The organism is Candidatus Comchoanobacter bicostacola, assembly GCF_024172705.1.
Classification (GTDB): domain Bacteria; phylum Pseudomonadota; class Gammaproteobacteria; order Comchoanobacterales; family Comchoanobacteraceae; genus Comchoanobacter; species Comchoanobacter bicostacola.
The window spans coordinates 586,954-610,430 of record NZ_CP092900.1; the positions used below are offsets into that span (position 1 = coordinate 586,954).

Genomic DNA, 23,477 nt, shown 5'->3' on the forward strand with positions numbered 1-23,477 from the left:
TAAAATTCAACAAATTATATCATGAAACAATGGGGAGAGACTCAACAACCTGAGCATGCTGGACCATTAATTGCACTGACCTTTTCCCATTAAAGTCATTAATACTTAGCGCATATATAAGCCTAACTTGCTTTGCTCTAACCGCAAACCAAGACTCCGGACAAAAGAACCAAATCGCATCATACTGCTGCTCACTATCACGTACAGAAAGCTTTAAATGAGCCTGCCCAACTTTACGCACTGATTCTAATGTAAACACATCATCAAAGACTGGCTTCTCAAAACATTGCCCCCAAGGGCCTTTGGTTAAGAGCAATCTAGCAAAGGGTAAATTTCTGTGTGATTGAGGTAACGGTCCATCAACTAAAATACATTTTTGCAGCATATCATCAGTTACTTTTTCTTGAATCAATGCGCGCATGCCTTCAGTAAAGTCTGTCAATCTACTCGCATTCAAACTAAGACCCGCAGCCATTGCGTGGCCACCAAACTTAATTAAAACACCTGGGTGCTGTAGATCAAAATCAACTAAAACATCTCTAATATTCAATCCAGGGATCGATCGGCATGATCCTTTAAGTATTGTGTTATCAGAATCGTTAGCCATAGCAATTGCAGGAATATTATGGGTCTCTTTTAACATTGAGGCAACGAGCCCAATAATCCCTTCGTGCCATTTCTCCCCATAGACAATTGCAATTTTTTCATTCTTTACATCAACCGTTTCTAATGATTTTTGAGCTTCATCAAGCATATTTGCTTGAATCTCTCGACGAGTCAGATTAATACTATCTAAAGTCTGTGCGTAACTATGCGCCTCTTGAGCACTATCCGACATCAAGCACTGAACGCCGATACTCATATCATCAAGCCTGCCCGCTGCATTGAGCCGTGGTGCTACCGCAAAACCCAGATCATCTGATGCTAGTAACTTAGGATTACGCTTAGCAATACTCAATAGCGCTGCGATACCATGACTCACTTGCCCTGATCGCATCCGCTTTAATCCATGATGTACCAATAAACGATTATTTTTATCCAACGGCACACAATCAGCAACCGTACCCAAGGCAACAATATCGATCAGCTCCAACAGATTAAACCTAAGGTCATGCCCTTGATCTCGTAAATACGCTCTAAATGCAATCAACACATAGTAAGCTACACCCACCCCTGCAAGCGTTTTACTTGGGAACGTACAATCTAGCTGATTAGGATTGACGACAACCGCCTCAGGTAGCTTTTCAGCTGCCATATGATGATCTGTTATTAACACAGAAACACCATTCGCATTCGCATAATCAACCCCCTGATAACTCACAATGCCATTGTCTACTGTAATGATACGCTGAGCCTGCATCGAAATCGCACGATCAACCAGTGCAGGAGTTAGTCCATAGCCATCTTTGATTCGATTCGGGATCATATAACAAACATCTGTAAAACCGAGGCCCGCCAATCCCTTAAGCATCACTGTTGTAGAGGTTGCTCCATCAACATCATAATCACCAATAATACAAATACGATCTTGTGCTTTAAACGCGTCATACAACCATGAACAGCATGCATCTATACCTTTAAGTAAATGATAAGGTAACAACTGAGCTAAGGCATAATCAAACTCATCTTTTGACTGTGCATTTCTACCTTTATAGATTCGATCAATCACAGGATCTGAGTCGAGCACCTGATCCGTACTTGAGTTGACTGTGCGACGCTGTATTTTCATACCCTAAAGCCTATTTAAACTAATTATCATTCACAATTTTAAAAGGGTTGCAGATGAATTGATAGGAAAGAATGATAAAGCTAGTATATCAGATAAAAATCATAACCTTACCAGCAAAGTCCTCTGTAATTCGTAACGTCATCATCCATCCCGATACTATCAATCAAAGAACTTAAGCAGCAGGAACAGGTTGTTTTATATCGGCTTCTGATTGATTATCAAACGAATGACCCACTATTTTATCAGTAACTTTAGAAAAGAAGGTTGATGGCTCTTTTGCCACAATTTTGGTTTTCACTGGTGCAGACTGGAAATATAAAACAACCATCCTGTTTAATAAGGTTGCGATAGAGCATAGATGAAGCACCATTAACGGTAATGAAAAACCCAAAGCTAATTTAAATATTGCACTAATCGCCTGATAGCTAAATATATTATTTAATACATCTAGTCCTGCAAGAATTAGCTCTCTCACATATGAAAGTACCCTACGTACAGAAAAACGACTGTAGAAAAATTGAGTGAAACGTGGGTATTGCTCATCAACTTTAGGTCCTTTATCTCCACCAGACTCAAATAAAAAGAGCAATGTATTAAACCCCCAAATGACAAATACTTGAGCAAAAGAGATCAACCCCAGTGTGACCCCTGCCCCTAAACTTGCCCAGAGACCGACATTCAAAGCCTGCATAACTTTAAATGCATTAAAAAAATCTACCAATGTATATAAACTCGCACCGACAGGCAACATAACCGACGCAAACAACACAAAAAATATTCGACTCTTAGGCTTAGCAGCAGTCTTTTCTTCAACTACTTTACCTTTACTTTTAGGCGCCTTCACTTGAGCATAAACAATATACATTAAAGCACTAAATATATACGTTGAAGCCAGTATGAGTAGCGCATGATACCAGCCTATAAATGGAGCAAAAGCAAATACTGCTAGCCCCGACCACACCAGTTTAGGAAGAAATATCTGAAGGACATAATAATAACCATAAGAACGGGTATTACTCGCAACATCATGTACTTTATCCCATCCAATATAAGATACCAGAAAATGTGTTACTGATCCCAATACACCACCTATAATATAACTTTTACTAACAACCTGCTCAAAAACCACAGCTGCTTTGCTAGCAATCAAACCAAACAGTTTTGATGCAACTGTTGTCGATGAAAAATTAACCATCAGCACATACTGACGGATAAAGAACTGAACAGCACCCATTACAGAAAACAACATCCCAAAAATATGGAGTAAAGTCGGATAACGTTTTAACCACTTGGGAAGATGCTTCCGCTCAACATTAGCAGGTTTATTGTGTGTAAAGGTATCCATCAACTCAAATGGTGCTGCACAGAGTAATAAACCTGTAGCAATAGAAGTAGCAAGAACTACGGATATACCAGCAAATACACCAAACAGTATATGAGAGATATAAGCAACAGCAATCACAGAGTAAATAATATTTGTGAGATTAGCACCAATGATATTGATTAATTTTGCTATAGCGCTTCTACTGCCAAACGTATATGAGAAGAATCCATTTTTTAACATTTTTTAACTTACCTAATCCTTAGTTTCAGCTACATGTTAACAATAATTGGATTTATGTACAACATGCCTGTACTTTGATACTTTCTATATACAATGATGGGATAGCTCAAGCGCTTAAGGATGCCGTTTAGGATGCCGTTTAGGACGCCGTTTAGGACGCCTGACAGAAAAGGCATTACTTCTAGCCCTCATGTTTGTATTTTGATCCTCACCAGCCTGTTGGGCAGTTTTTAATGCTTGTTTAGCAGTCATCGTTGGATTGGCAACAATTCCTTTAGGGGCTGGCCCTCTATTTTTTGCTTGCTTAATCATTATAGCCAGTGGATCTGGACCAGGGGCTGGCCCTCTATTTTTTGCTTGCTTAATCATTATAGCCAGTGGATCTGGACCAGGGGCTGGCCCTCTATTTTTTGCTTGCTTAATCATTATAGCCAGTGGATCTGGACTAGGGGCTGGCCCTCTATTTGCTGCCTTCTCATAAAGTGACTGCATAGCCTGTGGAGGTGAATTTGATGGACTAGAGGCTGAACCTCCTCTCGTTACAGGCTGTGTGGTGGCATCCTCAGTACCTGGTGTTTGAGAGCGCTCCGAAATTTTAGACGCACTCTTTAAATATTTTTGAGACTCATCATCCGTTAATATCCCCTTTTCTTTAAAATGGTTAATATCATCTACCACACCTGCACCATCCCAACCATGGGCAATGCGATAATCAAGATCAGCTTTTAGAACTTTTTTAACGTCTTCCGGAAAATCTAACTCCGACAGCTCCTCTACTTTATCACATAGTGAATCATACGCCGCGGAATATTTATCATCATCTTTATTACCTGACTCCTTGAAATATTCCTTCTGAACCATTGTAAGATTATATGCAAGAGGATAAAGCGAGTTTCGACCCTCCACGTCTGTCTCAATACTGCTAAGCCAGTCAGTGAAAGATTTAAACGCATCACTACTACCAGAGAGTTTAGCTTCTACCTTTGTAAATAAGGGGTTTGTTGCCTCTTCTACTTGATAAGGTAACTCTGACTCAAGAACCTCTCCAGATAAACGAACAGCATTGTGAACCGTATTATCGAGCTCACCTTCTATAAAATTTGTACGTGGGCGCTTCTCCATAACTTGTATATTAGCAATCATTTGCTGACGATACTTAGTGAAATCATCTAGAGACATCATACCCGTCAAATACTCATTTAATAGTTTTTCATAAACTGCTTGAAATAATGCCCCCATCTCTCTAGGAAAGTACTGTATCTTATTCTCATTAAAAACAAGACTTTCTCCGCCACCATTTACAAAACTAGACGCTCTACAAGGATTAACATAATAGGTCTGCCCACCATGTTCATACTTAAGTATACGATGGTTAGATTCCTTCTCTTTTACAGTCCCATCTTCTTCCGTTATCGAAAACTTAAACATTAAATCACTAATTTTAGGCATAGACTTTATCGTCTTTTCACTAATAGCAGGCGCTTTAGCCTGGGGCACTATATCTAATTGTGTAGTTATAACTAGCTTGCTTTTATCAAATTCAATTTCTCCCTCAGAACCAGTATATTGGTACATATTTGGCTCCGCTAGTTTAGTTACAGTGGTAGGATCAATCACAACATTACCCACCTTCCATACCTCAGTTTCAAGCTGAACTTTCCTTTCATGAAGCGGCGTATATCCAATACCACCTTCACCTCTAAGTTCAGCAATAAAAGAAGATACTGGATTAGCTTGCTCAACATTGTTTAAAGACGATAGCTCTGCACCCTTAATATCAAGCGCATCTATTGTGTCCGCTGTAAACAAATTACCAAAATCAATGGTTTTCAAATATGGAGCCCTTAAATAATCTACTGACGTAGAAATAGGGCATTCTTGTGCTACAGATGTTTGAGCAAACGCAACAATATTATCTAACTTTTCTAGTATATCGAAAGACTCACTAGCAAGAAATTTCGCAAATTTAAGCTGCCCAGCGATGCCATCTTGTGTAACAAAATTTGCTTTAGACACCATGCCAAATCCATCCTTAACGTTATTATAACGCTTTATATATTTAGGATCAAATGGACTGATATCCCTAAAATCAGCACCTTCAGTCAGTTTTTTAACAATAGGTGCTAGAGATTCTAATACCGACTCAAAGTTCATGCTATCATTCTTTACTAGAGGATTGGTCTTTTGTATCATTTTTTTAAGGAGACCAACCCTTAGAGTAACATCTTCACTCACATCCACTAGCTTTTTATACGCTTCAAGTCTGTCGGCAAGGACCGTAGTAGAAGAATCAGCCTTAGACTTATCATTTATATGATTGATATTTTCTGCCAGCGACGCTAAATTTAATCTCAATAATCTAGGAGAGCCTGCGTAAGCTCTAACCGCTTTCATGGTCGTAGATGGATAAATCTTACCCTTACTACATTCTTCTCCCATAGCTTTAAATTTTTTAGCTATTTTCTTAAACAACTTTTTCTCTTCATCACTGGCTTTGAGTTGTTTTTTTGAGTTAAACTTATCTTCCAATTTTTCAAATATAGCTTGCTGCTGCTTGTGTGGCATTAGCTCTATTATTATTTCAGGATATTGTTTTTTTTTGATCTCGATATCTTCATCTATGATCTTGATATCTTTTTTTACAAACAAAGCTGTAACCTGACCCCTAAGCTCATCTGAATTAAAACCTCTATCATCTGAATTAAAACCTCTATTATTCTTCTTTTCTATTTTTTTAATCTCTTTAATTATCTTAATTGGTATACTCATTATCATACTCTTTGTTCACTTATAACTCGTTGTAACAAGCATAAAATAAAAATCAGATTTAATTAAAAACACCCCCATTGCTCGTGTGCCTCCATACCCTGAAGCATTAATACATCACAATCTTAAGCCTTTATTCATAGTATGAATTGCTAAAATGAGTTTCTTCTTGATCTATCCCGCTAATTTTGCGATACTTAGCCAGTAAATTGTTGAGAAAATACATATGGCAAACGATAAAAATCATATCTTTGCAGAAGGTCAAGTCATAGAAACACTACCTAATGCAACTTTCCGAGTTAAACTTGAGAATGGGCATACCATTATCGCAAGAGTCTCTGGAAAAATACGTAAAAACTATATTCGTATACTCATTGATGATCGTGTAACTGTTGAGCTAACCCCATATGATTTAACCAAGGGTCGTATTACAGTTAGACATAAACCTGGCAAGAATAAGTCTTAATTCTCTTTAGTAGCCTGCTTTTGCTCAAATCTTATATCCAGACTCGTCTTATCCGAGCTTATTGATACCGAAACTCGTCCAGACTGCTTGAGTTTAAATAAGATATAATCGGCCAATGGCTGCTTTAATTCCTTTTCAATTAACCGGATTAAAGGCCTTGCACCCAGTTCTGGATCTTTACCGTTTTGTACCAACCATGAGCGTGCTGCATCTGAAACGGTTAGCTTGATCGACATACTCAATAATTTCTGTGTTAGCTCCGCAATTGCAGAGTCCACAATTTTTTCCATCATCTCAACACTTAACTGTGAAAATGGAATAACGCCATCTAAACGATTCCTAAACTCTGGTGTCATAAAGTGTCTTACAGCTTGCTTTAAGTCACTCTGATGAGCTTGCTGTGTAAACCCTAAATCAACTTGCTTGAAGGTCTCTGCGCCTAAGTTAGAGGTCATAATAATGATACAATCCCTAAAGTCTGCCTTTCTGCCTGAGTTATCAGTTAACACCCCATAGTCCATTACCTGAAGTAGCAAGTTAAGCACATCTGGGTGTGCCTTCTCAATTTCATCCAGTAAAATGATACTGTGTGGATCCTTAAGTACTGTCTCAGTCAGCATCCCACCCTGTTCAAAACCAACATACCCAGGAGATGCACCGACTAATTGTGATGAATCATGCCGCTCCATATATTCTGACATATCAAATCGTGCTAAATTTACACCCAATGTTTTAGAGAGCTGAATGGCAAGCTCTGTCTTACCTACGCCTGTTGGACCTGTGAATAAAAAACTACCGATTGGCTTATTCTCTTCTTTTAATCCTGAGCGAGACATTTTAATGGCTTGTGCTAATGACTCAATCGCTAAATCTTGACCGAAGATGTTTTTCCTCAGTTTGAGTGATAAGCTTTTAAGTAATAGCTTGTCACTGGTAGTGATATGGTGCGCTGGAACTTGTGCCATTTTAGCAACTGCAGTTTGTACGTCCAAGGGTTTAATGTTTATTGAATGAGCACCATCAGAATGTGATGAGCGCATCGCACAGGACTCATCTAATAAATCAATCGCTTTATCTGGCTGAAAACGGTTGTGTAAATAACGATTAGAGAGGGTCATAACCACATCTAAAACCTCATCTGATATTTTCACATTGTGATGTGTTTCTAAATTAGGTTTTAACCCCTGTAAAATCTCTTTGGTCTGCGCATCATTTGATTGTTTGATATCAATTTTTTCAAACCGTCTGGCTAGTGCTGCATCACTTTCAAATACATTTCTATATTCTTTATACGTCGTTGCTCCAATAATACGAATACATCCTCTGTTGAGCTCTGGTTTGATTAAATTTGCTGCATCAATGGCCCCTCCTGATGCTGCCCCAGCACCTACAAGCGTGTGAATCTCATCGATGAAGATAATAGCGTCAGGCCTTTTCTTAAACTCAGAAACAATCGCTTTAAAGCGTTTTTCAAAATCACCTCTATACTTGGTACCTGCTAACATTGCACCCATGTCTAACGCATAAATCTGAGTATCCTTTAACTTTTTAGGTGCCTTATTGTTCTCTATCCAGAAAGCCAACCCTTCAGCAATCGCTGTTTTACCTACTCCAGGCTCCCCAATTAACAAAGCATTTTTCTTAACCTTTTTACATAAGGTAACAGCCAATAATGAAATCTCATCCTCTCTACTGACAATTGGATCAATTGACCCTTCTTGAACTTTCTTATTTAAATGGATGGTATATTTTTCAATTAACCCACCTGAACTACTTTCTTGTTCAGTTGGCATTAATACCGCTGGGAAATCAGTTGAAACCTGACTCATCCCACCATTTATTTGCAAACTATCCATATATCCAATTAAATCATACAGTGAGATACCATTTTCTTTGAATATTTCAGAAGCAATACAGTTCTCACTCATCATTGCAACAATAAGCATTAACCCGTCTACTTCCATAGAACCATTTGTTGTTGCTAAATATACAGACTGTTGCATCACACGATCAAAATCAGGTGTTAATTGAAAGTCCCTATTTGATCTCTCTGGCACGACAATTTGACTCTTCTTTAAATGTGAATTAACTCGCTTTTTAACAGCTCGCACATCTAATTTAAATACTGACAAACACTCTTTGACTGCAAGCTCAGATAATAGACCATAAAACAGGTGATCTACAGAAATAAACTCTAATCTTTTCTTGCGTGCATCTAAATATACTTTATCAATAACTGACTGAACATCTTTTGAGAACATCGTGTAACTCCATTTAACTACACTTGTTCTATACCCAAAAAATGACTTGTCAGATATTTTTTACATTCTTTTACAAATTGCTTGTCCATAAGCTGATGTAGAGATCGGATCCACCCCTTCATAAAACCGTGCGAAGTCATAGGTTAACTGCTTATCATTAATTGCATTTTCAACACCTTGCAAGACATAATCAGCAGCCTCAGTCCAGCCCATATGCCGTAACATCATCTCAGCAGATAGAATCAATGAGCTAGGATTGGCTTTATTTTTACCTGCATGTTTGGGCGCTGTTCCATGTGTTGCCTCAAACAATGCGCAGGTATCACCGATATTTGCACCAGGTGCAATACCAATCCCTCCGACTTGAGCTGCTAATGCATCTGAAAGATAATCACCATTTAAATTCATGGTTGCAATAACATCAAATGATTCAGGTCTTAAGAGCACATGCTGGAAACATGCATCTGCAATAATATCCTCTACTTGGATGATCTCTTGTGTGTGGGGGTTCTCAATTTCATAAAAACCACCTACTTTTTCACCCCCAAATTCATCCACTACGACTTCGTATCCCCAATGACAAAAAGCACCTTCTGTATACTTCATAATATTGCCCTTATGCACTAAAGCTACTTTCTTTCTATTTTGATCAATTGCAAACTGAATGGCTCTTCTCACCAAGGCTTTAGATGCTGGCTCTGATATCACCTTTACCCCAAGCCCGGATTGTTTTGGATAATGAATATTAGAGACTGAATAAACGGTTTTTAAATCACTAATTAGCTTTTCACATAATGCATCACCTGCTTTAAACTCAATCCCAGAGTAAATATCTTCTGAGTTTTCTCTAAATACAACAATATCTACACTTTCTGGCTTTTTAAGTGGAGAGGGAACACCATCAAAATAACGCACAGGTCGCATACAGGTATTTAATTTAAGTTGATGTCTCAAAGCGACATTAAGAGAACGGATACCACCACCAATCGGTGTAGCCAGTGGGCCTTTAATTGCAATATGGGCTCTTTGGATAGCATCGAGTGTATCTTTAGGCAACCACTCCCCTGTAAGATCGAAGGCTTTTTGTCCCGCATAGACCTCTTGCCAATCAATTTTTCGCTGCTCACCATAGGCTTTTTTACAGGCAGCATTAACCACTTCAATCATTACCGGCGTAATGTCTGAACCGATGCCATCGCCGGTAATATAGGCCACAACTGGTTCACTTGGCACTGCTAAACTAGATTGTACATTAATATACTGGCTATTTGACGAGCTCCTTTCATTCATAATCTTATTCCCATTGGTTAATTAGGATACTACCCCAATCTAAGCGTGCACGCAAACTACTGATTTACAACCCCACCTATATCTTGTATAGTATTGAAAAATGTAACTTTATATATGTCTAAGCCAACCGTACTTTTAGGTTTATCTGGCGGCGTTGATTCTGCCGCAGCTGCAACCATACTTTTAGAAAAGGGTTATGATGTCCAGCCTATACTGATGCACAATTGGCAAGAAGATGCTCATTGTACAATAAAAGATGACATTAAAGATTGCCAAGCCATTTGCGATCATCTGGGCTTAACGCTCGATATCATCAATTTTCAAGCGGAGTACCGTAATCGAGTATTTGATCATTGTTTAAAATTATTCAAGCAAGGATTAACACCCAACCCAGATATTTTATGCAACAGTCAAATTAAATTTGATGTCCTCAAGAAACATTGCTTACAAAAAGATTGTCAGTATTTTGCAACTGGACACTATGCTCAGACTGAAAAAAGAGAGGGTGCTATTGCTTTAATGTGTGCACCTGATCTGATTAAAGACCAAACCTACTTTTTAGCGCAGCTAACCCAATCCCAATTAGATAAAACCTATTTTCCAATCGGTAACCTAACTAAAAATGCAGTACGCGATATAGCATTGCGCCAATCACTTCCCAATGCACACAAAAAAGACTCAACCGGCATCTGCTTTATTGGAGAAAGACGATTTGACCATTTCTTAAAAGAGCACTTACTCACACGCCCAGGCAAAGCAATTGACTGTACAGGCAAGGTTGTTGGAACCCATGACGGACTCTTTTTTTATACGATTGGACAACGCAGGCGTCTTGGAATTGGCGGCGTTAAACATGCAAATCCAGCCCCTTGGTATGTAATTGAAAAAAATTTAACCGATAATACCTTAGTTGTTAGCCAAAACAAGTCGTTACTCTATAAAAAAGTAGTTAAAACGGAGACCCCTCATTGGATTAGAGCCCAAATTTCAACACATCAACCTATTCAGTGTAAACTAAGACATGGTCCTAACTTTGTTGATGCCCACATTATATCTCAAGACCCTGAGCATGCAGTCATAGAATTTAAAGAGGCTCAAGAAGCGCCTACCCCTGGTCAATATCTCGTGTTTTACAAAGATAATGAGTGCCTTGGCAGCGCGATGATTACTGAACAGTTATGATTTATCACTACGCCTACGAGCTCTCTAACCTTCTATTCAAGACCAACCAACCTATTGTCGTTATTTTAGATAATGAGCAACAATGTGAGCTTTGTCATCAGCAAATAAAATTTTATACTGCAGGTTTAAAAAAGAAGATTGTTCGTTTTAATTCATATGAGTTAAACGAAGAAGACTTATTTAACCCATCAGATACCATTGTTGCACAAAGGATGGAAGCGCTAAAACATTTAATCGATGGAACCTTTGATCTTTTATTAACCAGTATTGATGCCGTTAGTCATTTACTCCCTCCTCAATCCTTTGTAGCTGCAGCCACATTAAGGTTTTCTATTGGACAAAACTATCCACTATCTAAATTGGTAAAAACACTTACTGCATATGGGTATGAGCGTGTATCAGAGGTAAATAAACCTTTAACTTATGCAATCAAAGGCGAGATTCTTGATATTTTTGCCCCGCAGTCAAATCAGCCTATACGGGTTAACTTTGATGATCTAGAAATTGAAACCCTACACTATTTTGATCCAAATACACAACGCTCAACACAGTCGTTAACTGAAGTTGTTATTACACCACTCATTGAGTATGACCCTTTAATTGCAAAAGAGCATACTGCTTATAAGCAAATATCCGAGACGGTTTTAAAAGCCCTGCAACAAGGACACACCGTACCAACCTGGCACCATCACCTGCACGCACTTCACTCTGAGATTGTGCCTATCAGTGCCTATGTTCCATCTGAGATCCAGGTCTATACTACACCTGACTTCTTCAACCATTTCAATGCCTTTATTAAGCGTAGTTCAAAGCGATTAGAAGCCATCAATATCGACCCTAAGTTACTACTATTAAACCCCAACCAGATTGATCAATTAAATAAACGAACCAGTCACTTAGCCAGTCAAACTAAAATAAAAAATATTGAGCTCAATAAAAAAACACTACAACAGCAAATAAGTGACTTATCACAACATTATGATATTTTATTTGTTTGCCAGAATTACTACCGACTCAATGAATTAGAGCAGCAACTGCTGCAAGCAGGTATAACAACCACTCAATGTGATTCATGGGTTGCATTTGCTTCCAAGCGTGTGTCTATAGGCATAACTATAGGGCAAGTAAATGGTATCACCTTAGTTCCTGAGCTTAAAAAGCTAATTATACCCGAGCAATACATTACCCAAAAAGTATCAGTAACTCCCAGAAAAAAAGAAGTGAATACTGCGCTACCAGCCAGTCAGTTAAAAATAGGTGATCTATTGATTCATGAGGACCATGGTATTGGGCAATTCACGGGTATTGAGACACGAACCATAAATGGGCAGCAACAAGACTTTATTGTTATTAATTATGTAAATGATGATAAGTTACTATTTCCTCCTACACTACTGCATAAAATCCACCCCTACCATGGCCAACAATCCTCTATTGATGCACTAAAATCAACACAATGGTCAAAACGAAAAAAGAAAGCTTTAGAGAACATTGATGCCTATGCTGCAAAACTGCTTCAAAGTGAAGCCAGTCGTAATCAGTCTAACCACCAACCACTGGTAATCCCTGATGAATATGAGAACTTTATTAGTCACTTTCCATTTACAGAAACACCTGATCAACAATCAATCATGCAAGCCATTATCCAAGATATGCAACAAACCGTACTATTTGACCGTTTAATTTGTGGTGATGTTGGATTTGGAAAAACAGAAGTTGCACTTCGATCTGCTTTTATTACTGCGATGAACGGCCGGCAAGTTGTACTGGTTGCACCCACAACAATTTTAGCCAACCAACACTATGAAACCTTTAAAAAAAGGTGCAATCATACGGTTTTAAATATTGCACTAGTCACTCGAGCTACTAAAATTTCCCAAGAGCAAATTGCTAATGGTAAAATTGATATTGTGATTGGCACGCACAAAGCCATTAAACTAAAATACCATAAACTAGGATTGGTTATTGTTGATGAAGAGCATCGATTTGGTGTGAAACAAAAAGACAGTATTCAAGCCTTTGAAAAGTCTAATCGACTATCATTGACTGCAACACCTATCCCTCGAAGTCTTAATATGGCGCTCTCTAAGTTCCGATCAATCTCAATTATGCATGAGCCTCCTAAAAAGCGCTTACCCATACACACTGAGATAGTAGAGGCTGATCAGATGATCATTAACCGTGCTATTGAACGTGAAATCCGTAGAGGGGGTCAAGTGTTTATCTTAATGAATGAGATTACTCAGATACCTAAAATATTAGAAACACTCAAAAAAGAGTGCCCGTTTGCTACATTCGGGACATTACACGGTCAAATGCCAACGGATGTCATTGAGCGTCAAATGGCTAATTTTTACACACAAGCATTCAATGTTTTAATTGCAAGTACCATCATAGAATCCGGAATTGACATACCCAACGCCAATACCTTAATTGTTTATAGAGCTGACAAGCTTGGTCTATCACAACTGCATCAACTACGTGGCCGTGTAGGACGCTCCCACCATCAAGGATTTGCTTACTTCCTAACCCCACAGCACAAAACTATTACTAAAGACGCGCAGATGCGCTTGGAAGCGATTACAACCCATACAACCCTAGGCTCTGGGTTTCAACTTGCACTTGCAGACTTAGAAATTAGAGGTGCAGGTAACTTACTGGGTGAAGAGCAAAGTGGTCATGTCAATGCTATAGGGCTGTCTCTATATACCCACCTATTAAACAAAGCCTTACCTAATCAACAGCATTTAATGATTACTGAAGTGAACAGTACGCGTGACAAACGCATTCCACAGCAGTATATAGATAATACTGAAACAAGGTATCAAACTTATCATCGATTAGCCAACATGGATACCTTAGAGTGTGTTAATCAGCTCGCTGATGAGCTTATTGATCGGTTTGGTCATATTCCCTCAGAAACACTCAACCTTATTGACGAACAAAAAATGCAAATCATTGCTAACAAGTATCAACTTAAATCAGTTCGTATTGATTCAAAAATTATGAAGGTTAATGTAGGATCCGACTCCTCACTCCCGGTGAGTGAAATTATTAAGCTATTACAAAAAAATCAAACCTACATACTTTCAGGACCTACACATATTGATATCCAGCACAACGGAAGTCCCTATACAGCATTAAACCAGTTTATTTCTCTCTTACATTCTCAATAGATAAGTTAACATCAAACTTATTCTTCGCGGTTGCCTTTTCCAACTTAATATTAAGCGCAGACTTTTCTTTCTCAGACATTGCACCTGCTTCAGCTACAGGAAGTAAACTAACTTGCTCGACTATTTGAAGAACTTCTTCATAGTACTCATGCATCAAGTCATAAACTGCCAGCGGTAAATCAGTTTGACTTCCGCACACTGGTAAACTACTTTTCATACTTTGGCAGACATCAAGGATTTTAGTCTCTACTGGTGTGGAAAACATTGATTTGCTCTGATCACTATTTTTCGCATAATAGGCAACTGATGCCTCGAGCAATACGACTGCCTGTATGAATGACGCATAATCTTCTACTTCATTTTGAGATTGCTCACCCATAGATTTAATCATAGCGCTACACTCTCCTCCAACAGAGCATGTATCTAACCATTCATACAAATCTTGCCAGCTATAAACAGACTTACCTTTAGTCCATTCAATCTCAACGTCAATCTTCTTGCTTACAGCCACTAATAACTCATCCAAATAAAGGTCAACTGCAGCCATAAAGTTTTTATTTTCATTATCCTGTGCAACCAACTTCTCTGCTAAATCTTTTTGTAATTTCTGTAAATCAGGAACTACTGTAACCCGAATATACTGATTAATTTCATCAAGACGAGCTGCAACTTCAGGAAGCTCTCTTTGCTGAGTATCATCTAACATAGAATAATCAACATGTTGTATACGATCGACAACTTTATTGATTTTAGCCAAACAAATATTCAAGTAGCTTATGTCTTTTACAAACTCATCAGCTAAAATATATAAATTATGTAATGGAAAATACATAATTGGCTCATCGACTAAATAGCCCAGACGCTCAGAAGTTAGCTCACCCCTACATAAGGTTAATACCCCTGATTTCAAATTTGGGTATGTGTTAATGACCAAATACATATCAGTCGTTGATAAGTGTTTCATAATAACTCCTAAATTACTAAACAGGTTATAATACTAATTTTTACTCTGTCAGAATTAAAAAAAAGTTATTAAAAAACACTCTACTATTGATAGTTATAAATAAAAAAAGTATACTTATTGAAAATTTGAGATAAAAACATGACCTTACTACCTGCAATCACAACATCTTTCATAGCCTCAATCCTTGGTGGCGCACTACCTATTTGGCAACAGCGAAGCAGAAGCCATGGACAATGGATGCATATAGTGCACTCAATCTGTGATGGCATGTTCATTTCTATTGCCTTGACACACTTCTTGCCAGAGCTCTATGAACACAATACATTTCCTCAATTCTTAGGCTATGCCAGCATTATTGCTTTGATGTGTTTTGGGCTCACCCACTTATCTAAAGATAAAAAAGGCATTAATACCGATAAAATTGTTTTAGGGCTATTATTCTCCCATTGCTTTTTTGAAGGGATGGCGCTTCCACTAGCAAGTAACCAACATATTCAAGAATCACTTACTGCTGCAATACTCGCACACAAAGGCGTTGAAGCATTTGTCTTTTTCAATCTTATTATCAAGAAAAACTCATCCAACTTCTCATTAATCAGTTTATTGTTAATTTTTTCATCGCTAACACCGATTGGCATTATCACCGGCGACTTTATCAAAGGTGCGCCTGAGCATCTCTTCCACTTCTTTAATGCGTTAACGTGTGGTGCATTCTTAAGCCATGGAGCACACTGTATGCTACTTAAGGACTGTAATGACCACAATCACACCTCAAAAGCGTGGATGGTCGTTGGATTTATGCTTATTGTTCTAGTTTTAGGCGGCGGTGGACACGAAGGTTGCTCACACGCACATTAAGGGCCAAACTAAATAGCATCATAAACAGACATAATAGTGCACCGGTACTGATAAATGATAGCCATTCATAAGTGGGTGCTCTAAAGTTTATCTCGATTAGCAGCCTAATCCCACCATAAGCAAACATAGAGACACATGCCAGCTGGCCTGGCTTTAGTTTAAGCTTAGAGTAGCAAAACCAGATAATACACCCTAGTAAAAGTCCCTCAGAAAATGCTTCGTATAGCTGAGATGGATGCCTTAGTAGGCTATCCACCCTTGGAAACACAACACCCCATGCTTGGTTTGTAGGTCTACCCCATAACTCACCGTTAACATAATTAGCAATCCTAACAATGCCCAAACAAGGCGTGATCCATAGTGCTAAATTATCCATAATTTGATAAGGGTCGATCTTATGATTCCTAGCAAACTGGATGGTATACAAAATGCCTGCAATTAATGCACCATGAAATGATAACCCTCCATTCCATATTGCAATAGCCTTCATTGGATAAGCCAGTAAATCAGGACGATAAAACATCACCCAACCCAGTCGACCACCCAATATTATTGTGATTAACCCTAAATCGATATAATCATACCAAATGTCTTTTAACCCGTCTGAGATACAATTGAAAAATATGGGTGCATAGCGTAACCACAATACAGCGACTGCCCAGGCAATACCATACCAATGAACAGCGAGTGGGCCAATCTGTAAGGCAACTGCATTACTCATCTAAAAAACCAAGTGCAATAACAGCCTCGCGTTCCTGCAATAACTCTTGATAGGACTTTTCTATCATCGCTTTAGCAGTAGCATCATGATCAAACCGATCATAAACCCTGCCTTTTCCATCTTTGAAATAATATGGCGCCGATACCACAATGCCATCAGGGGCATCATAACACCCACTTGAGACAACTGCCACAGAGAACGGGGTAGACGATTGAGACCATATTTTATGTGCAGTCTCTGCAGCAGATCGAGCAGCTGATGCTGCTGATGAGGAACCTCTTGCTTTAATAACTGCAGCACCACGTTGTTGAATCATTGGTACAAATGTTGTTTCTAACCCGCTTTGATCTAAAACACTGATAATCGGCTGGTCTTTTACCCTAGCATTGGTAAAATCTGGGAACTGAGTTGCTGAATGATTGCCATAAATATACAAATCAGTAATATCCACTACTGGAACCTGGCACATTTTAGCAAGCTGATAGGAAGCTCTAAACTCATCTAATAATGTCATTGCATAAAACTGATTGCTTGGAATGTTTTTTGCATGGCTAAGCGCAATCAAACAATTGGTATTACAGGGATTACCAACTACTAATGTCTGTACGGATGGCTTTGCATAAGCCCCCAGTGCTTCACCTTGAGTTTTAAAGATCAAACCATTTTTTTCTAATAAATCTTTACGCTCCATACCCGCTAACCGAGGAAACGCACCCACTAAAAATGCAAAATCAATTGATTGAAATGCTTGATCGAGTTGCTGGTCCGAATGTATGCTCACTGAAGATAACAAGGTTAAACGTGAATCTTCAAGCTCCATTACCAAGCCCTCGATCTTAGGTAAAACTTCGGGAATGTCTACTAATCGCAAATCCACTTGCGTATCAAACCCAAATACTTCTCCTTTTGAGATTGAATAAATCAAGTGGTAGGCAATCTGCCCACCAGCACCTGTGAGTGCTACTGATACTTTTTTCATTCATCGTCACCTTTGTCCATGTACACAGTTCTTGATGGAAAAGCAAAATCAGCACCGTGCTTTTTAACCACATCATTCACTTTAAAGACTAATTCCTCATTAAACTGATACCATTCTTTAGTATTAATAGAGCTTTTTAAATAGGCCCTAACACGCATCACGATTGAGGAGTCTCCTAAATGGTAAACACGAGCAAAATGGGCACGCCTTTTATTAGCCAATTTATGATTAATTACCCACGCCTCTAACTCTTCAGAAATTGACTTTGCCACACTAATATCCTGATACCTAATACCCACTTCTTTTTGTACAAACCAGTGAGCTTTTTCAGAGTAATTAGTCACAATTGTGGTTGCTAATAACCCATTGGGTACATGTAAAATACGACCATTTTGTAATTGAATCTCCGTGACACGCCACCCAACGTATCGCACTGTACCTTCTTCACCAGGTCGGATACTCACATAGTCCCCCACCACAAAAGGTCGATCACACATAACCATGATTCCACCAAATACATTTGAGAGCACATCCTTAGAAGCAAACGATAAAGCCAAGGCACCGACTGCTGTAGGTGCTAGAATCTGACCCATAGGAATTTCAAATGCATATAATACGACGATTAGAAATACCAAGCCTGATACCAGTCGTCCCAGCTTACAGGCTGTAATTAATGCAGCTGAATTCGGGAAAGGTTGGTTTTTCTCTATCCTAACAATTTGAGCCTGAATATTTGAGAGAAATTTATTGAATATAATAAAAATCAATAATGAGAAAGAGACTGGAAGCATGAGCTTAAGTATTGATCCAAACTGATCAAATAATTTTAATAGCGGCTCTGAGAAAATATGAAGAACCTGATACAACCAAACGACAATAATCGTTAGATACCCTGGAAATCTAAGCGCATACATAAACGAAGAAAACCATATGGTTTGAAATTCAGAAGCATGACTAAAAGCACGCCTCCATGCTACGGTGTAGGCCAACATTAAAATCACAAATGAAGCAGTGACGGATAGCAATCCAGGGCTTAATAATGACTGTAACTCAAATATATTGATATTCATGATTTCTCCTATTCATCACTAATAACTTCCAATCCATTCATATAAGGTTTTAACACTTCAGGAACAATGATTGTACCCTCTTTGGTTTGATAATTCTCAATCACAGCCAATAACGTACGTCCTACTGCAAGACCACTGCCATTTAAAGTATGTAAATAGTTAACCTTTTTTTGATCATCTCGATATCTCGCCTTCATGCGTCTTGCCTGAAAATCAGCAAAGTAGCTGCATGAGGATATTTCCCTATATCTATTTTCACTCGGAACCCATACCTCTAAATCATACGTAATATGTGAGGAAAAACCGGTATCACCCGCACATAAGAGCACTTTGCGGAATGGTAGCTTTAATAGCGTCAAGATAGATGCTGCATCATTAACTAAAGCGTCCAGCGCTTGATGCGCATTTTGAGCATCAACAAGCTGCACTAGCTCAACCTTTTCAAATTGATGTAGCCGCATTAAGCCCGCTGTATCTTTACCATAGGATCCTGCCTCACTTCTAAAGCATGGGGTTAATGCCGTTAACTTAATAGGAAGCTTATCTTGTGCGACGATCTGATCCCGGTATATATTTGTGAGTGGCACTTCTGCTGTAGGAATCAATGCATGTGACTCAGATTGTGTGAAAAACTGATCTTCTTTAAATTTAGGTAACTGGCCGGTACCAAATAGCGCTTTAGGCTCTACCAATAGTGGTGGATTCACCTCTTGATAACCTGCTTCTGTATGTACGTCTAACATCCACTGGCCCAAAGCTCGATGTAGCTTTGCAATTTTACCCTTCATCATGACATACCTTGAACCCGATATTTGAGCAGCACAAGCAAAGTCTAAACTACGTGGGAATAAATCGATATGTGAGCGCACCTGGAAGTCAAAGCTAGGAATTTCTCCATAGGTCTCTACAATTACATTATCTACCTCTGATAGGCCCTCAGGGACCTGCTCACTCAGCAAATTCGGGATGGCTGCAATCGTATTTTGTATTTCATCTTGAACTGATTTCAAAGCAGCTTCTTTATTTTTCTTGTCCTTAGCTAATATACCCAGCTCCTTAAAAAGGCCTGACATATCCTGTCCAGACTGTTTGCCTAATGCAACTTCTTTAGACAGCTGGTTTGACTTTGCTTGCAACCCTTCTGTTTCTACTTGCAGCGACTTTCGCTGCTCTTCTAGTTCTTTAAAACTTGAAAGATCAATTTCCATACCACGCTTTTTCAACATGGCTTCTATTTGATTTAGATGGTTTCTAAAATATTGAGCAGGAATCATAATACGTCCTAATTTATGACCTTATTGAACAACATCTTATAGGAAAAAGCAAGTCCATCAAGCATCGATACCAACAACCTTTCGTTGACCATTGGACTCAGGTGGTGTTACAACACCACAGCGCTCCATTTCTTCCACTAAATTTGCAGCTCTATTATAACCGATTCTAAACTTTCGTTGCACCGATGAAATTGAAACTTTTTTAACTTCTCGCACAAACTCAACCGCTTCTTGATAAAGTGCATCCCCGTTTTCTGAACCACCTTCAGAAGATATTGATTGCTCAGTAGCTTGAGTAATGGACTCTAAATACTTAGGCTTTCCTAGTTTTTTAACTTCTTTAACAACCTGGTGTACCTCATTATCACTGACATAAGCACCATGAACTCGGGTAGGAACACCTGCACCTGATGGCAAATACAGCATATCACCTAGCCCTAAGAGCTGTTCTGCACCTTGCTGATCTAATATTGTTCTTGAATCAATACGTGTAGAAACCTGGAATGAAATCCGACAAGGGATATTAGATTTAATCAACCCCGTGATCACGTCTACTGAAGGTCTCTGAGTTGCTAAAATAATATGAATACCTGCAGCCCTTGATTTTTGTGCCAAGCGAGCAATTAATTGCTCAACCTTTTTACCTACTACCATAAACATATCAGCAAACTCATCAACAACTACGACGATATAGGGTAGTGTCTCGTAACCACTGTCACCCTCGCCCATAGATTGTTCAATAGCCTCATCTAAAAGCCCCTTGCTCTTACTCTGTTTCTTCACTTTATCATTATAACCAGAGATATTTCTCACGCCAAGTGCTGCCATTAATTGATAGCGCCGCTCCATCTCTGCCACACACCAGCGCAGTACGCCAGCAGCATCTTCCATATCTGTTACTACAGGAGTCAATAAATGGGGGATGTCCTCATAAACAGACAATTCAAGCATCTTAGGATCAATCATAATCAACCTTAAGTCCTCTGGCGTTGATTTATATAGTAAACTCAGTAGCAATGCATTTAAAAAGACTGACTTACCCGCACCCGTAGTACCCGCAACCAGCAAATGAGGCATCTTCCCTATATCAGCACAAACCGCTTCACCACCGATGCCTTTACCTAAAGCAACGGTCAATGGCGATTTACTCTGTTTAAATAAATTGGTAGAAATAATTTCTTTTAAATATACAGACTGCCTATTTTTATTAGGAAACTCCAATCCAATGACTGATTTACCAGGAATGACATCAACTACGCGCACTCGTGACACAGACAATGATCGCGCCAAGTCTTTTGCTAAAGTAATAATTTTACTGACCTTGGTTCCATCGGCTAATGCAATTTCATAACGGACAATTACAGGCCCTACCAGAACGTTGACAACCTGCCCCTTAATTCCAAAGTTTGCTAACTGTTCTTCTATTTTTAATGAAAATTGATGCTGTTCTTGCTTATCACCAGAAAAATCAACCGGTTTTACATCATTAAGCAAATCTGAACTAATCTCCTTCTTAACTGGCTGAGACTTTAACTTTGCCGTTAGGGGTCGCTTTTTTTGTACCGGCTTTGACTCGATAACTGGTTCTTCTTTGACGACAAATGGTTCATCATATTCTTTAGAGCGACTAAAGAGTTCTGTCCATTGTATCGCTAACCATAATGTCATCCCTAATAAGAAACAACCCGACAGCAAAATAGTTGATCCAACAACATCAACCCATAAAGCCAACTTCCATGCTGTTAAATCACCTATAAATCCTCCAGCGCCTTGCGGGAAAAAGTTATTTTGAGGAACATGCATACTAACAAGTGCCAGTAGACTCCATAGAGAGAGTAAAAAACCACTCAGCGACTCTCCACACCAAGAATAACTCGGAAACAATGCCCGATACGCAGCAAATAATGAGCATATAGGGATTAAGTACGCCCCGTAGCCTAATAAATAAATCAATGTAGCAGACAAATGCGCACCCAACAATCCTTCCCAATTATGGATATATGTAGCACTAGAATAATGATAAAAAGATGGATCTGAAGCATCGAATGACATAAGTGCTACTGCAGCAAATATTGCCATTAGAAGATTAACTACAAACAGTTTATCCTGCCTTGAAGAATTTTTATACGTGTCGACCATACAGAGCTCTCTTTATCACTCTGTAACTGTACTCCATCCAGAGCAAACATTCAATCCTGAGCTAAATACTCAGTTAAATATCGGTCTGCATCGAGAGCTGCCATACAACCAGTGCCTGCTGATGTAATCGCCTGTCTATATACAGAGTCCATAACGTCACCAGCTGCAAAAACACCTGGGACACTAGTTGCTGTTAAATTCGTAGTCCCATCCCGATTAGGAACCAAGTATCCGTTCACCATATCTAACTGATCCTTGAATATCCCTGTGTTGGGTGTATGACCAATGGCTATAAAAACAGCCGATAACTGAATATCAACATCCGGACCATCCTGGGTATCTGTTAACCTTACCCCTGTGACCTGTGCCTCATCACCCAGTATTTCTTTCACTGTTTTATTCCAAGAAAAGACAAGCTTACCCTCTTTCTCAAGTGCAAATAAGCGTGACTGAAGTGTTTTATCAGCTCTCAAAGCATCACGACGATGAACCAAAGTTACTTTGCTGGCAATTTTACTTAAATAAATAGCTTCCTCAGCAGCGGTATCACCTCCACCGACTACTGCAACTTCTTTATCCTTAAAGAAAAAACCATCACAAGTAGCACAAGCCGAAACACCTTTTCCGCTATACGCCATCTCTGACTCTAAACCTAACCAGTTAGCTGATGCACCCGTTGAGATAATTAATGAGTCGCAACTGTAATTTCCAGTTTCACCCTTTAACTTAAAAGGCTTATCACTCAAATCAACCGCTACAATATGATCTCGAACAATGGAACACGAGAGATGTTTTGCATGCTCCATCATTCTATCCATTAACTCAGGGCCCTGCAAACCAGTTGCATCCCCTGGCCAATTTTCAACATCGGTAGTCCCCATGAGCTGTCCACCTTCTTCAGCCCCTGTAATTACAACTGGGTTTAAGCTAGCCCGAGCTGCATATATAGCTGCTGTTAAACCTGCTGGACCTGAGCCTAAAATAATCAACTTATGATGTTCCACAACCTACCTCTTAATTTGCTAACGAGATTGTAAC

Annotated in this window: 16 protein-coding genes; 4 read left to right on the top strand and 12 right to left on the bottom strand. The window is 39.0% G+C overall.

Going from position 1 to position 23,477, the window contains the following annotated elements; translation table 11 throughout:
- Window positions 1–19: 19 nt before the first annotated feature.
- The 3 genes from recJ to MMH89_RS02865 all read right to left on the bottom strand — a co-directional run bounded on the left by recJ (window position 20) and on the right by MMH89_RS02865 (window position 6,062).
- On the bottom strand, window positions 20–1,729 hold the full coding sequence (gene recJ / locus MMH89_RS02855; RefSeq protein ID WP_258567943.1) for a single-stranded-DNA-specific exonuclease RecJ: 1,710 nt from the start codon (window positions 1,727–1,729) through the stop codon (window positions 20–22).
- Between the two features lie 172 nt (window positions 1,730–1,901).
- Entirely contained in the window at window positions 1,902–3,293 is a 1,392-nt protein-coding gene (locus tag MMH89_RS02860; RefSeq protein WP_258567944.1) for a hypothetical protein, read from the bottom strand.
- A gap of 114 nt (window positions 3,294–3,407) precedes the next feature.
- Window positions 3,408–6,062 carry a hypothetical protein gene (locus MMH89_RS02865; protein WP_258567945.1) on the bottom strand — a complete coding sequence of 885 codons (2,655 nt, stop codon included), beginning with the start codon at window positions 6,060–6,062 and terminating at the stop codon, window positions 3,408–3,410.
- 223 nt (window positions 6,063–6,285) lie between these two features.
- On the opposite strand from MMH89_RS02865, the gene infA reads away from it, so the two are divergent.
- Window positions 6,286–6,525, top strand: a complete 240-nt coding sequence (gene infA / locus MMH89_RS02870) for a translation initiation factor IF-1 (protein ID WP_258567946.1) — start codon at window positions 6,286–6,288, stop codon at window positions 6,523–6,525.
- Here the strand turns inward: infA and MMH89_RS02875 are convergent.
- Together MMH89_RS02875 and icd are read right to left on the bottom strand one after the other, a co-directional pair.
- Window positions 6,522–8,786: an ATP-dependent Clp protease ATP-binding subunit gene (locus tag MMH89_RS02875; RefSeq protein WP_258567947.1), complete on the bottom strand. Its 2,265-nt coding sequence runs from the start codon at window positions 8,784–8,786 to the stop codon at window positions 6,522–6,524. The genes infA and MMH89_RS02875 overlap by 4 nt on opposite strands.
- A 60-nt stretch (window positions 8,787–8,846) precedes the next feature.
- Window positions 8,847–10,076, bottom strand: a complete 1,230-nt coding sequence (gene icd, locus MMH89_RS02880; RefSeq protein WP_258567948.1) for an NADP-dependent isocitrate dehydrogenase — start codon at window positions 10,074–10,076, stop codon at window positions 8,847–8,849.
- A gap of 114 nt (window positions 10,077–10,190) precedes the next feature.
- On the opposite strand from icd, the gene mnmA reads away from it, so the two are divergent.
- The gene (gene mnmA, locus MMH89_RS02885; protein ID WP_258567949.1) at window positions 10,191–11,258 is read left to right on the top strand and encodes a tRNA 2-thiouridine(34) synthase MnmA; all 1,068 of its coding nucleotides are present in this window, start codon (window positions 10,191–10,193) and stop codon (window positions 11,256–11,258) included.
- Window positions 11,255–14,434, top strand: coding sequence for a transcription-repair coupling factor (mfd, locus tag MMH89_RS02890; protein WP_258567950.1), 3,180 nt, complete (start codon window positions 11,255–11,257; stop codon window positions 14,432–14,434). The genes mnmA and mfd overlap by 4 nt, the downstream gene beginning before the upstream one ends.
- Here mfd and MMH89_RS02895 read toward each other — a convergent pair.
- Entirely contained in the window at window positions 14,409–15,398 is a 990-nt protein-coding gene (locus MMH89_RS02895) for a hypothetical protein (RefSeq protein WP_258567951.1), read from the bottom strand. The two genes, mfd and MMH89_RS02895, sit on opposite strands and share 26 nt — an antisense overlap.
- Before the next feature lie 138 nt (window positions 15,399–15,536).
- Here MMH89_RS02895 and MMH89_RS02900 point away from each other — a divergent pair, with 138 nt between their 5' ends.
- A complete protein-coding gene (locus tag MMH89_RS02900; protein WP_258567952.1) occupies window positions 15,537–16,256 on the top strand; it encodes a ZIP family metal transporter in 720 nt (239 codons plus the stop codon).
- Here the strand turns inward: MMH89_RS02900 and lgt are convergent.
- Genes lgt through trxB form a run of 6 tightly spaced genes read right to left on the bottom strand, consistent with a single transcriptional unit; the run spans window position 16,201 to window position 23,443 of the window.
- Entirely contained in the window at window positions 16,201–16,977 is a 777-nt protein-coding gene (gene lgt / locus MMH89_RS02905; RefSeq protein ID WP_258567953.1) for a prolipoprotein diacylglyceryl transferase, read from the bottom strand. The genes MMH89_RS02900 and lgt overlap by 56 nt on opposite strands.
- A complete protein-coding gene (locus tag MMH89_RS02910; RefSeq protein ID WP_258567954.1) occupies window positions 16,970–17,956 on the bottom strand; it encodes a malate dehydrogenase in 987 nt (328 codons plus the stop codon). Before MMH89_RS02910 ends, lgt begins: the two co-directional genes overlap by 8 nt.
- Window positions 17,953–19,026 (bottom strand): mechanosensitive ion channel family protein, encoded by a 1,074-nt coding sequence (locus MMH89_RS02915; RefSeq protein ID WP_258567955.1) that lies wholly within the window; start codon window positions 19,024–19,026, stop codon window positions 17,953–17,955. Before MMH89_RS02915 ends, MMH89_RS02910 begins: the two co-directional genes overlap by 4 nt.
- An 8-nt stretch (window positions 19,027–19,034) precedes the next feature.
- Window positions 19,035–20,300: a serine--tRNA ligase gene (serS, locus tag MMH89_RS02920; protein ID WP_258567956.1), complete on the bottom strand. Its 1,266-nt coding sequence runs from the start codon at window positions 20,298–20,300 to the stop codon at window positions 19,035–19,037.
- A gap of 57 nt (window positions 20,301–20,357) precedes the next feature.
- Entirely contained in the window at window positions 20,358–22,439 is a 2,082-nt protein-coding gene (locus tag MMH89_RS02925; RefSeq protein ID WP_309477191.1) for a DNA translocase FtsK, read from the bottom strand.
- Between the two features lie 50 nt (window positions 22,440–22,489).
- A complete protein-coding gene (gene trxB / locus MMH89_RS02935; RefSeq protein ID WP_258567957.1) occupies window positions 22,490–23,443 on the bottom strand; it encodes a thioredoxin-disulfide reductase in 954 nt (317 codons plus the stop codon).
- Window positions 23,444–23,477: the final 34 nt, after the last annotated feature.